7 protein-coding genes are annotated in these 13,283 nt (G+C 66.4%); 6 read left to right on the top strand and 1 reads right to left on the bottom strand.

The window, feature by feature from the left end; all coding sequences use genetic code 11:
* Position 1 precedes the first annotated feature (1 nt).
* The 5 genes from E5554_RS18955 to E5554_RS18935 all read left to right on the top strand — a co-directional run bounded on the left by E5554_RS18955 (position 2) and on the right by E5554_RS18935 (position 9,054).
* A complete protein-coding gene (locus tag E5554_RS18955; RefSeq protein ID WP_136187740.1) occupies positions 2-1,462 on the top strand; it encodes a mannitol dehydrogenase family protein in 1,461 nt (486 codons plus the stop codon).
* Positions 1,463-1,473: 11 nt separating this feature from the next.
* The gene (gene galB, locus E5554_RS18950) at positions 1,474-4,155 is read left to right on the top strand and encodes a beta-galactosidase GalB (RefSeq protein WP_136187739.1); all 2,682 of its coding nucleotides are present in this window, start codon (positions 1,474-1,476) and stop codon (positions 4,153-4,155) included.
* Between the two features lie 133 nt (positions 4,156-4,288).
* Positions 4,289-7,153, top strand: a complete 2,865-nt coding sequence (locus E5554_RS18945) for a TonB-dependent receptor (RefSeq protein ID WP_136187738.1) — start codon at positions 4,289-4,291, stop codon at positions 7,151-7,153.
* 391 nt (positions 7,154-7,544) lie between these two features.
* A complete protein-coding gene (locus E5554_RS18940; RefSeq protein ID WP_210729772.1) occupies positions 7,545-8,774 on the top strand; it encodes an SGNH/GDSL hydrolase family protein in 1,230 nt (409 codons plus the stop codon).
* Between the two features lie 76 nt (positions 8,775-8,850).
* Positions 8,851-9,054, top strand: coding sequence for a hypothetical protein (locus E5554_RS18935; protein ID WP_017502196.1), 204 nt, complete (start codon positions 8,851-8,853; stop codon positions 9,052-9,054).
* Here E5554_RS18935 and E5554_RS18930 read toward each other — a convergent pair.
* Complete coding sequence (locus tag E5554_RS18930; RefSeq protein ID WP_004211443.1) at positions 9,051-9,536, bottom strand: Lrp/AsnC family transcriptional regulator; 486 nt, start codon at positions 9,534-9,536, stop codon at positions 9,051-9,053. The genes E5554_RS18935 and E5554_RS18930 overlap by 4 nt on opposite strands.
* 98 nt (positions 9,537-9,634) lie before the next feature.
* Between E5554_RS18930 and putA the strand changes: the two genes are divergently transcribed.
* Positions 9,635-13,261 carry a trifunctional transcriptional regulator/proline dehydrogenase/L-glutamate gamma-semialdehyde dehydrogenase gene (gene putA, locus E5554_RS18925; protein ID WP_136187737.1) on the top strand — a complete coding sequence of 1,209 codons (3,627 nt, stop codon included), beginning with the start codon at positions 9,635-9,637 and terminating at the stop codon, positions 13,259-13,261.
* Positions 13,262-13,283: the final 22 nt, after the last annotated feature.

The following is a 13,283-nucleotide window of genomic DNA, read 5'->3' as shown; positions in this document are numbered from 1 at the left end:
CGTGACCCGTCTATCGTCCGCCACGCTCGCCGGCCTGCCCGCCGATATCGTCCGTCCCGGCTATGATCGCGCGGCGGTCCGCCCCGGCGTCGTCCATCTCGGCATCGGCGCCTTCAACCGCGCGCATCAGGCGGTCATCTTCGATGATGCGCTGACCGCCGGCGACCTGCGCTGGGGCGTGATCGCCGCGTCGCTGCGCTCACCCGGCGTGCGCGACCAGATGATGCCGCAGGACTGCCTCTACACCATGCTGGTGCGCGACGGATCGGCCGAGCAGGCGCGCATCATCGGTGTAGTGAGCGAGGTACTGGTCGCGCCGGAAGACCCGGCCGCATTGGTCGCCGCGCTCGCCGCGCCCGACACCCATATCGTCACCCTCACCGTGACCGAGAAGGGCTATAAGCTCGATCCGGCGACCGGCGCCCTGATCGAGGACGATCCCCAACTCGCCGCCGACCTTGCCTCGCTCGCCGCGCCGCAGACCGCGCCCGGCTTCCTCGTCGCCGCGCTCGCCGCGCGCCGCGCCGCGGGCCTGCCGCCCTTCACCGCGATCAGTTGCGACAATCTGCCGCACAACGGCACCCGGTTGCGCAACGCCGTGCTGGCGCTCGCTGCCCGGCACGACCCGGCACTGGCCGACTGGATCGCGGCGGAAGGGGCCTTCCCCGAAACCATGGTCGACCGCATCGTCCCCGCCACCACCGACGCCGACATCGCCGCGCTCGCCGCCCGGCTCGGCGTCGAGGATCAGGCCATGGTCAAGACCGAACCCTTCCTGCAATGGGTGATCGAGGATAAATTCTGCGGCCCGCGCCCGGATTTCGGCGCGGGGGTTCAGGTCACCGCCGCCGTCGCCCCCTGGGAGGAGGCGAAGCTGCGCCTGCTCAACGGCGCGCATAGCGGCATCGCCTATCTCGGCGGCCTCGCCGGCATCGACCATGTCCATGAAGTGCTCGCGCTGCCCGAAGCCCGGCATTTCGTCGAAAGTCTGTGGGACGAAGCGCAGACCACCCTGTCGCCGCTGCCCGAACTGGATGTCGCCGCCTATCGCCGCGAGTTGATGGCGCGCTTCGACAACCCGACCCTGCAGCATCGCACCCGCCAGATCGCGATGGACGGATCGCAAAAGCTGCCCCAGCGCCTGCTCGCCACCATCGCCGCGCGGCTGTCGGCAGGGCAGGGGATCGATGCCCTGTCGCTCGCCGCCGCCGCCTGGGTCCGCTGGCAGGCCGGCGTCGATGACCGGGGCGAAGCCCATGTCGTCGACGATCCGCTCGCCGCCGCCATCACCGCCCGGCTGGCCGACGCACCCTCTACGCAAGCCCGTGTCGACGCGATCCTGGCCTTCGACGCCGTGGTGCCCGCCGACCTTGCCAGCAATGCCGCCTTCCGCGCCGCGCTGATCCGCTGGCTCGCCATTCTCGAAGCCGACGGTGCCCGCGCCGCGCTCGCCCAGCTCTGACGGAGCCCCTGATGAAGACCCTGCGCACCATCCTGCTCGCCTCCTGCCTGCTCAGCCCTGCGACCTTGCTGGCCGCGCCGCGCGACAGCGTCTCGATCAGCCGCGACTGGCGCTTCACCAAGGGAGATCCCGCCGGCCTGACCGAGGATCTGCGCTATGATGTCCGTCCGCAGATCGAGGATGCCGGCGACGGCAAGGTGGCCGACGCCCGCCCCGACGCGGCGGTGCAGGTGGACGACAGCGGCGCGCGCGTGCTCAAGCCCTGGATATTGCCCAGCGCCAATCCCTTCATCGCCGATCCCGCCAGGCATCACGCCCGTCCCGCCGGCAATCCGGGCGGCACCGTCGCCTATGTCCAGCCCGGCTTCGACGACAGCGGCTGGACCCATGTCGACCTGCCGCACGACTGGGCGATCGCCGGCCCGTTCATCAAGGATGGCCCCTATGGCGGCATGGGCCGCCTTCCCAGCTGGGGCATTGGCTGGTATCGCAAGGCGCTGACCATCCCCGCCAGCGACAAGGGCAAGTCGATCTTCCTGGATGTCGAAGGGGCGATGTCATACGCCACCGTCTGGCTCAATGGAAAGCTCGTCGGCGGCTGGCCCTATGGCTATAACAGCTTCCGCCTCGACCTTACCCCCTATGCGGTGCCGGGCGGCCAGAACCAGCTGGTGATCCGGCTCGACAATCCCCAGGCCTCGGCGCGCTGGTATCCGGGCGGCGGCCTCTATCGCGACATCTATCTCACCACCACCAACAAGGTCCATGTCGGCCAGTGGGGCAGCATCGTCCGCACGCCGCAGGTCAGCAAGGCGCAGGCCAGCGTGGACCTCAGCCTCACCCTCGACAATGACGGCGACATCCCGGCGCAGGTCGAGGTCGCGACAGCCCTCTATGCGATCGACGCCAGCGGCAAGCGCATCGGCCGCCCGGTCGCCAGCATCGCCCGCCAATCGACCAGCATCGCCCCCCATGGCAAGGCGGAGCTGAAGGGCAGCACGATCCTCAGCAACCCGCGCCTGTGGGGGCCGCCGCCCACGCAGGCGCCCAATCGCTATGTCGCCGTCTCCACCGTGACCCAGGGCGGCAAGCTGATTGACAGCTATGAAACCCGCTTCGGCGTGCGCGACATCAAGTTCGATCCCGACAAGGGCGTGATCGTCAATGGCGAGCAGATCCCCCTGCGCGGCGTCAACAATCATCATGACCTTGGCGCACTCGGCGCCGCCTTCAACGCCCGCGCGGCCGAACGCCAGCTCGAAATCCTGCGCGACATGGGCACCAACGCGGTGCGCATGAGCCACAACCCGCCCGCGCCCGAACTGCTCGAACTCACCGACCGCATGGGCTTCCTGGTGATGGACGAGGTGTTCGACAGCTGGGAGAAGAAGAAGACCCCGCACGATTTCCACCTGATCTTCCCGGACTGGCATGAGGCCGACGCGCGCGCCATGCTGCGCCGCGACCGCAACCATCCCTCGATCATCATCTGGAGCATCGGCAACGAGGTCGGGGAGCAATATGATGGCGAGCCGGGCGCCAAGATCGGCCGCGAACTGGTCGCCATCGCGCATCAGGAAGATCCGACCCGCCCCGCCACCAGCGCGATGAACTATGCCAAGGCGGACATGTTGCTGCCCACCACCGTGGACGTCATCAGCCTCAATTATCAGGGCGCCGGCATTCGCGGCATCGTCGGCCAATATCCCGCCTTCCGCGCGAAATTCCCGGACAAGCTCATCCTGTCCACCGAGAGCGCCTCGGCCCTTTCCAGCCGCGGCGAATATATGTTCCCGGTCGCCGGCGCGATCAGCGGCCCGGTCCGCCCCTGGTCGGGCGGCAATCCCGACACGCATCAGGTGTCCGCCTATGAGATGCACGCCGCCGATTTCGGCTCCTCGCCCGACCGGGTCTGGGCCGCCGATGACCAGAACCCCTATGTCGCGGGCGAATTTGTCTGGACCGGCTTCGATTATCTCGGCGAACCGACCCCCTATTACACGTCGCGCAGCAGCTATTCCGGCATCCTCGATCTTGCCGGCTTCCCCAAGGATCGCTTCTGGCTCTACCAGGCGCGCTGGCGGCCCGACCTCAAATTCGCGCATATCCTGCCGCACTGGACCTGGCCTGACCGCGTCGGCCAGATCACGCCGGTCCATGTCTTCTCCTCGGCCGACGAGGCGGAACTGTTCGTCAACGGCAAGTCGCAGGGCAAGGTCAAGAAGCGCGACTATGAATATCGCTTCCGCTGGGATTATGTCGTCTATGAACCGGGCGAGGTGAAGGTCGTCACCTGGAAGAAGGGCCAGCCCTGGGCAACCGAGATGATCCGCACCGTGGGCGAGGCGGCGAAACTGTCGCTGACCGCCGATCGCAGCGCCATCGCCGATGACGGCCGCGACCTCAGTTTCGTGACGCTCAAGGTCCTCGACAAGGACGGCAATGTCGTCCCTGCCGCCAAGCAGGAAATCCGCTTCTCGATCGAGGGACCGGGCGAGATCATTGCCACCGACAATGGCGACCCGACCGATCTGACTGCCTTTCCGTCGAAAGATCGCAAGGCTTTCAATGGCCTGGCGCTAGTGATCGTGAAGGCCAAGCCGGGCGAGAAGGGGCGGGTGACCGTCCGCGCCAGCGCACCGGGCCTGACCGCGGCGCAGGCCGTCATCAGCACAAATGCCACAGTCCGCTGAAAATTAATAACGTTACCATTTTCGCCCGTCCCATATCTTGACAATTGGGACGGGCACTTTATTGGTCTGCATCTGATAGCGCTACCAGATGCGCCCACCGGATAGTCGGGGGCAGCGCTCGGGGAGAGGTTGTATGAACGTTTCACGCCACCATAATATCCGTGCGGCCCTGTTCGCCGCATCCGCCTTCGGTGCGCTGGGCCTGGCCCAGGCCGCCGCTGCGCAGGATGCCGCTGCACCGGCCGAAACCGCCGCTGCGCCGCAGGACAGCGAAACCGCCGACATCGTCGTCACCGGTATCCGCGCCTCGCTGGAAAGCGCCACCAACGCCAAGAAGAATGCGGTTGCCTTCGGCGACTCCATCTTCGCCGAAGATATCGGCAAGCTGCCCGCTACCAACCTCGCTGAAACGCTGAACCGCATGCCCGGCGTGCGCCTCAACCGCGACATCAACGGTGAAGGCACCCAGGTCGCGATCCGCGGCCTTGGCCCCAGCTTCACTCGCGTGCTGCTCAACGGTTCGCAGCTTCAGGTCGCATCGGATGGCGGCACCAACGGCGGCAGCGCCAACCGCGAAGTCGATCTCGACTTCTTCCCGTCGGAACTCTTCACCCGCCTCGACCTCGCCAAGAGCCCGTCGCCCTCGACGCTCGAAGGCGGCATCGCCGGCACCGTCAACCTGCGCAATGCCCGTCCCTTCGACAAGGAAGGCACCCATGTCACCGTCGTGGCGCAGGGCCAATATACCGACAATAACGACAAGTTCAGCCCGCGCGGCGCGATCGTCGCCAGCCACACCACTGACACGTTCGGCATCCTCGTCGGCGTTGCCGGCGTGAAGACCAAGACCCGCGTCGATGGCTTTGAATCGGTCGGCTGGACCGACGGTAATCTCGGCACCGGCGACGCCGGCGGCAATAATTTCTCCTGGGCCTCGGTCGTTCCCAACAATACCGGCCATGGCCTGGTCGTCGGCCAGCCGGTCGATGTCGTCGCCACTTCGGGCCTGACCCGCGACCAGCTCAGCACCGCGCTGATCCCGCGTCTTGGCCGCAAGAGCCTGACCGAAGGCGATCGCTCGCGCATCTCGGCGCTGGCCTCGCTCGAATGGCGCCCGTCGGACGAGCTGCATTTCGCCCTGGACGGCATCTGGGCCAAGTCCAAGCGCGACTACAGCAAGGTCAACATGAACTGGCAGGTCCGCAACTCGGGGCCGGGCACCAGTGCCCAGTCGACCGGCGGCATGGTGCCGATCGACCTGACCGTCGATGACAATGGCGTCGTCACCAGCGGCACCTTCGCCAACTCCTCCTATTTCCTCGAAGCCAGCCTGTTCAAGCAGACGACCAAATTCTGGAACGTCAACCCGAGCGTCAGCTGGCAGCCGACCGAGGATCTGAAGGTCGACCTCAGCGCCAACTGGTCGAAGAGCCGCTTCTTCCGCGAACAGCCGACCTGGGCGTTCCAGACCACGCCGCAGTCGGGCGTCGAAACCTATTATGACAATACCGGTGGCGACTATCCGTCGATCACCAGCAATCTCGACCTCAACGATCCCAACAACGGCAGCTGGCAATGGTATCGCCAGAATATCCAGCTGGTCCGTCGCAAGACCGAGACCAAGGGGGCGCATCTCGACGTGACCTATGGCGACGACATGTTCAACGTGAAGGTCGGCGGCGCCTATGATCAGGCGACCCGTTCGATCCGCGCCTATGACAACAGCACCGCCTATCAGCTGTCGGTCTGCGGCACTGGCTGCACTGGCGCCACCGGCACCGTGCCGACCAGCGCCATCGCCCAATATCTGCGCAGCTCCTCGACCGCCGGCTTCATCGTGCCGGACTTCGATGCGCTCAAGCAGGCCACCAACTATGCCAGCTATCGCGACAGCGCGCCCGAAGCACGCGGTGCCGTCACTGGCGGTGCGACCGGCGACATGGATGAAAAGGTCTGGGGCGCCTATTTCGAACTGAACGGCGTCACCACCATTGCCGGCCGCGACCTGCACATCAACACTGGCATGCGCTACGCCCACACCGACCAGTTGGTGGTCGGGCCGAGCCAGGTCGGTACGGAGATCGTCGACATCACCTCGTCCTCGACCTACGAAAATTTCCTGCCGTCGATCAACCTGACCTATGATGTCGCCGACAATGTGAAGCTGCGTGCCTCGGCCTCGCGGACGATGACCCGCCCGGATGCCGGCGCGATCCTGCCGGGCATCACCTTCTCCGATCCTTCGGCGCTGACCGCCACGGCGGGCAACCCGAACCTCAAGCCCTACACCTCGGACAATTATGACCTGGGCGGCGAAATCTACACCGGCGGCATCGGTTATGTCGGCGTGTCGCTGTTCATGAAGAATATCCAGGGCTTCACCGTCACCACCTCCGAACAGGTTGCCTTCGGGTCGCTCAACATTCCGTTCGACAGCCTGATCTCGACGCAGCAGAACGCCCTCAACGACCGGTCGCTCCAGACCGGCATCCCGGTCGCTCAGCTGCCGATCACCGTGAACCGCCCGGTCAACCTGCGCGATCTCAAGATCAAGGGTATCGAAGCGACCTGGGTGCAGCCGCTCGACTTCCTGGTAAAGGGCCTCGGCTTCTCGGCCAACGGCACCTATCTCAAGCAGTCCTCCTCGTCGGGCCTGGTCGCGACCGGCGTGTCGCCCTGGAGCTACAACCTGCAGGGCTTCTATGAAAATGGCGGTCTGTCGGTCAGCGTGAACTATGTCTGGAATGACGAGGCGATCGCCGTGAACGGTCCGCAGAACGGCATCAACGGCGCCGACCGCAAGTCCGACGCCCGTGGCCAGCTCGACATGTCGGCCGGCTATCAGCTGCCCTTCTTCAACAAGGCGCTGCGCCTGACGCTCGATGTGCTGAACATCACGGACGAGCCGATCCGCACCACCTTCGAATATTCGAACGCGGCCTATTCGGTCTATTATCCCGGCCGCACCGTGCTGGCCGGTATCCGGGCCAACTTCTGATCCTCCCCCAGGGATGCACTGACAGGGCCGGCGGCAACGCCGGCCCTTTTTCTTGGAAGTCGTTGGGACCGCGGCTTGGCATAGGGCAGGGGCCTTCCAATGTTGGAGGATATTTGGTCTACCCTTGGCCATGAACCCGTCTTCGCGGACGCCTTTGCCATGACCTCGTCGTGACCCGATCGTCGCGTCCCTGTCGCCTCATGGGCGCGTCACTGGCGCGTGGCCATGACCCTGGTGTCGCGTCACCGGCGCGTCGCAGGTCGCGGCCGGCCCGGAAAGGCGCGGAAATGCGTCAACGCCTGCCGCACGACACTGTGAACTTCGATACCGTGATCCTCATATGCCCATTTTGGGGACGCGCCGCCCGCCATCCCCGACCGAAAGGAAGCCGATGATCCGCCCCTTGCTCGCCAGCCTGCCGCTGGCAATGCTGCTGGCCCAGCCCGCCATGGCAAAGACCTGCACGCCGACCTGGGTATCGGGCTGGGCCTCCTCGCAATTCCGCCCGACCGGCGACGCGGCACTGCCCGCCGGCACGCTCAAGGACCAGTCGCTGCGCCAGATCGTCCGCCCCTCGATCGCCGGCGACCGGCTTCGGGTGCGCATCTCCAACCTTGCCGGCACCGCGCCGCTCCATATCGCCGGCGTCAGCATCGCCCGCGCCCCCGCCAGCACATCGCCGGCGATCGATCCCGGCACGCTCATTTCGCTGCGCTTCGATGGTAGCCCGGATCTGATCGTGCCGGCCGGTGCGGATTATCTCTCCGACCCGGTATCGCTGCCGGTCGCCGCGCTCGACAATATCGCCGTCACCATCCGCTATCAGGGCGAACCGGAACAGACTTCGCATCCCGGCTCGCGCGCCACCTCCTGGCATCTGCCCGGCGATCATCTGACCGACACGGCGATGGCGGGCGCCGCCTCGTTCGATCATTGGTTCAATCTCGCCGCGCTGGAGGTCGAGCGCTGCGCGCCCGCACGGCTGGTCGTGGCGCTCGGCGATTCCATCACCGATGGCAAGGGATCGACCACCAACGGCAATGATCGCTGGACCGACCGGCTTGCCCAGCGGTTGCAGGCGGACCCCAAGCGCCGCGACATCGCCGTCGTCAATCAGGGGATCGGCGGCAACCGCCTGCTGAACGACGGCCTTGGCCCCAATGCGCTTGCCCGGCTCGACCGCGATGTGCTGGCCCAGCCCGGCGTCACCCATCTGGTCCTGCTGGAAGGCGTCAATGATCTTGGCACCCTGACCCGCGACGCGCCCGTCAGTGTCGAGGGTCACAAGGCCCATGTCGCCCGCATCATCGGCGCCTATCGCCAGATCATCGCCCGCGCCCATGCGCGCGGGATCAAGGTGATCGGCGCCACCATCATGCCCTTTGTCGGCAATGACTATTATCATGCCGATGCCCAGAATGAGGCGGACCGGCAGGCGGTCAATGCCTGGATACGCACGCCGGGCCATTTCGACGGGCTGGTCGATTTCGACCGCGCCACCCGCGATCCCGCGCGCCCCGACCGGCTGCGGCCTGCTTATGATGGCGGTGACGCGCTCCATCCCAATCCGGCCGGCTATCGCGCCATGGGTGACGCCGTGCCGCTGACCCTGTTTGATTAACACGCCTTAACCGCGTGATGGCCATCACGCGGCTTTTACGTAAAATCCGCTACGTCTCCCGCGAAAGGGATGACGGGTGATCGAAAAAGCGCCGAGGAAATATCGTCTGCAGGACTATGCCAATGCAGAGGCTGACGTCGCGTTTCGCAGCGATCAGGATGTGCTCGACATCTGGCGTTCGACCACCGACTATCATCGCCTGACCCCGCATCAGAAGGCGGCGCGGGCCGAGCTTCAGCGGCGCGGCATCCGGGTAGAAGGGCCTTCGGTCCCGCGTTAACGGCGCGGCCGCTTGCTGCCGGACTCCAGCACCGTCTCCATCGCCACGAAGGTCGATGTGCTGGCGACATGGGGCAGGGCGGAAATCTTCTCGCCCAGCACCATGCGATAGCGGCGAATATCGGACGTGCGGACCTTCAGCAGATAGTCGAAATTGCTCGCCAGCATATGGCATTCCTCGACCTCCGGGATGCGCCTTACCGCCGCATTGAACTCGCGCAGCGCGCTCTCCCGCGTGTCGCTCAGCTTCACCTCGGTAAAGGCGACATGGTCCATCCCCAGCTTGGCCGGATCGACGATCGCGCGAAAGCCGCGAATGACGCCGCTCTCCTGCAACCGCTTCAACCGCACCTGGCAGGGTGTCTTGGACAGGCCGACGCTGGCGGCCAGATCGGTCACGGTCATGCGGCCATCCTCGACCAGCGCGGCGATGATACGCCGGTCGAACTCATCCATTTCGACCATAGCGGGCTTGTTGCTCATGCAATTTTCCTATCATGCCGCCATTAATAAGTCACTTTGGCATTTATCGGGGCATTCATAAGACGGAATGAAATGCGCCGATCGGATATTCTGGTCGCATGACCGACCAGCATCCCTTTGCCGCCTTTGCCCCCGCCATCCGCGACCAGTCGCCGCTGCGCCGGGCGATCACCGCCGCCTATCGCCGCGATGAGGCCGAGTGCCTTGCCCCGCTGCTCGACGCGGCGACCCTGCCCGACGCCACGCGTGCCGCCGTGGCGGACACGGCGCGCCATCTGGTCACCACCCTGCGCGCCAATCACAAGGGCACCGGGGTGGAGGGGCTGGTCCAGGAATATTCGCTCTCCAGTCAGGAGGGCGTGGCGCTGATGTGCCTTGCCGAAGCGCTGCTGCGCATCCCCGACAATGACACGCGCGACGCCCTCATTCGCGACAAGATCGCCGACGGCGACTGGAGTTCGCATCTGGGCGGCGGCAAGTCTTTGTTCGTCAACGCCGCGACCTGGGGCCTGGTCGTCACCGGCAAGCTGGTCGGCAGCGTCGATGATCGCGGTCTGGCGGCAGCGCTCGCCCGCCTGGTCGCCCGTGCCGGCGAACCGGTGATCCGGCGCGGCGTCGACCTCGCCATGCGGATGATGGGCGAACAGTTCGTCACCGGCGAGACGATCAAGGAAGCGGTCAAGCGCGCCAAGGAACTGGAGGCCAAGGGCTTCGCCTATAGCTATGACATGCTGGGCGAGGCGGCGACCACGGCCGCCGACGCCGCGCGCTATTATGCCGATTATGAAAAGGCGATCCACGCCATCGGCAAGGCGTCGGCCGGTCGCGGCATCTATGCCGGCCCCGGCATCTCGATCAAGCTGTCGGCGCTCCATCCGCGCTATGTCCGGGCGCAGGCCGACCGGGTGATGGATGAATTGCTGCCGGCGGTGAAGCAGCTTGCGCTGCTCTCGAAGCGCTACGACATCGGCCTCAACATCGACGCGGAGGAAGCCGACCGGCTCGAACTCTCGCTCGACCTGCTCGAAAGCCTGACGCTCGACCCCGATCTTGCCGGCTGGAATGGCCTGGGCTTCGTCGTCCAGGGCTATGGCAAGCGCTGCCCCTTCGTCATCGACTGGATCATCGATCTCGCTCGCCGCGCCGATCGCCGGATGATGGTGCGTCTGGTCAAGGGCGCCTATTGGGATGCGGAGATCAAGCGGGCGCAGGTCGATGGCCTCGCCGATTTCCCGGTCTATACCCGCAAGGTCCATACCGACGTCGCCTATGTCGCCTGCGCCAGGAAACTGCTGGCCGCACCCGACGCCGTCTTTCCGCAGTTCGCGACGCATAATGCCCAGACGCTCGCCACCATCTACCAGATGGCCGGGCCGGACTTCGCGATCGGCAAATATGAGTTCCAGTGCCTGCACGGCATGGGCGAGCCGCTCTATGAACAGGTCGTCGGCAAAGACAAGCTCGACCGTCCGTGCCGCATCTATGCGCCGGTCGGCACGCATGAGACCTTGCTCGCCTATCTCGTCCGCCGCCTGCTGGAAAATGGCGCGAACAGCAGCTTCGTCAACCGCATCGCCGACCCCGATGTCTCGATCGAGGAGATGATCGCCGACCCGGTCGAGATCGTTCGCGCCATGCCACATCCCGGCGCCCGGCATGACCAGATCGCCGCGCCCGCCGGCCTCTATCCCGATCGCCGAAATTCCGATGGCATCGACCTCAGCGATGAAGGCGCGCTAGCTAAGCTGACACAGGCGCTGCAGCACAGCGCCACCATCGCCTGGACCGCCGCGCCCGAGGGCGGGGAAGGGCCCGAAGGCGGGGAAGGGGAAGTGCGCCCGGTCTGCAACCCCGCCGACCATCGCGACATTGTCGGCACCGTCTGGGAAGCGAGCGCGGATCATGCTCGCGCCGCCGCGATCCGCGCCGCCAACGCCTGCTGGCCCAACACGCCCGTCGCCGATCGTGCCGCCATGCTGGATCGGGCGGCCGACGCGATGCAGGACCGGATGCCGGTGCTGCTCGGCCTCATCATGCGCGAAGCGGGCAAGTCGCTGCCCAACGCCATTGCCGAAGTGCGCGAGGCGATCGACTTCCTGCGCTATTATGCGGCGCAGGCGCGCACCACCTTTGCCCCGGACCAGGCGCCGCTGGGACCGATTGTCTGCATCAGCCCCTGGAACTTCCCGCTCGCCATCTTCACCGGACAGGTCGCGGCCGCATTGGTCGCGGGCAATCCGGTGCTGGCCAAGCCCGCCGAGGAAACCCCGCTGATCGCCGCCGAAGCCGTGCGCCTGCTGCATGAAGCCGGCGTGCCCGGCGATGCGCTGCAACTGCTGCCCGGCGACGGTCGCATCGGCGCCGCGCTGGTCGCCGCGCCGGAAACGGCGGGCGTCATGTTCACCGGCTCGACCGAGGTCGCCCGGCTGATCCAGCGCCAACTCGCCACCCGCCTCTCGCCCGCGGGCAAGCCGATCCCGCTGATCGCCGAGACCGGCGGCCAGAATGCGATGATCGTCGACAGTTCGGCGCTGGCGGAACAGGTGGTGGCCGACGTCATCGCCTCCGCCTTCGACAGCGCCGGCCAGCGCTGTTCGGCGCTGCGCATATTGTGCCTGCAGGAAGATGTCGCCGATCGCACCCTCACCATGCTGAAGGGCGCGCTCAGGGAATTGCGCATCGGCCGCACCGATCGGCTCGCGGTCGATACCGGCCCGGTCATCACCGCCGAGGCGAAGGCGGGCATCGAACAGCATATCGCCGCGATGCGTGCGCTCGGCCGCAAGGTCGAGCAGCAGGAACTGCCCGAAGAGGCGGCGCACGGCACCTTCGTCGCGCCGACCATCATCGAACTGGACAGCATCGCCGACCTCAGCCGCGAGATATTCGGCCCGGTGCTGCACGTCATCCGCTTCCGCCGCGAGCGGATGGATGCGCTGGTCGATGCGATCAACGCCACCGGTTATGGCCTGACCTTCGGCCTGCACACCCGCCTCGACGAGACGGTGGCCCGCGTCACCGCGCGGGTGAAGGCCGGCAATATCTATGTGAACCGCAACGTCATCGGCGCGATCGTCGGGGTTCAGCCGTTCGGCGGGCGCGGCCTGTCGGGCACCGGACCCAAGGCGGGCGGGCCGCTCTATCTCGGCCGCCTGACCCGCACCGCGCCGGTCTTTGCCGAGCGGGTCGGCTATCTCGCTTCGCCGATCCATGATTTCGTCAGCTGGCTGGAAGCGCAGGACGATCATGAGGCGGCGGCGGTCGCGCGCCATTATGGCGATGCGTCGGCGCTCGGCGTCGAACTGGCGCTGCCCGGCCCGGTCGGCGAGACCAACCTCTATGCGTTGCATCCGCGCGGCCTGCTGCTGCTGCGTCCCGGCACGCGGCGCGGCCTGCTGGCCCAGATGGCCGCCGTGCTGGCAACCGGCAATCGCGCGGTGATCGAAGGGACGCCGCTGCCACAGGGCCTGCCCGCCAGCGTCGCCGCCCATTTCCTCGTCCAGCCCGACGCGCCCTTTGCCGCGATGCTGGTGGAGGGCGACGCCGACCAGATCCTCGCCGCAACCCAGGCGGTGGCCGAACTGGATGGGCCGATCGTCACCGTCCATGCCGCCGCGCCCGGCGACGAGCGCGCCTGGCATCTCGACTGGCTGCTGGAGGAAGTGTCGACCTCCATCAACACGACCGCCGCGGGCGGCAATGCCAGCCTGATGATGATCGGCTGATGATGAAAAGGGCGGCCTGCAC

Origin of the sequence: Sphingobium sp. PAMC28499, assembly GCF_004795815.1 — a bacterium.
Taxonomy (GTDB): Bacteria; Pseudomonadota; Alphaproteobacteria; order Sphingomonadales; family Sphingomonadaceae; genus Sphingobium; species Sphingobium yanoikuyae.
This window is presented reverse-complemented; position numbering and strand designations above follow the sequence as displayed.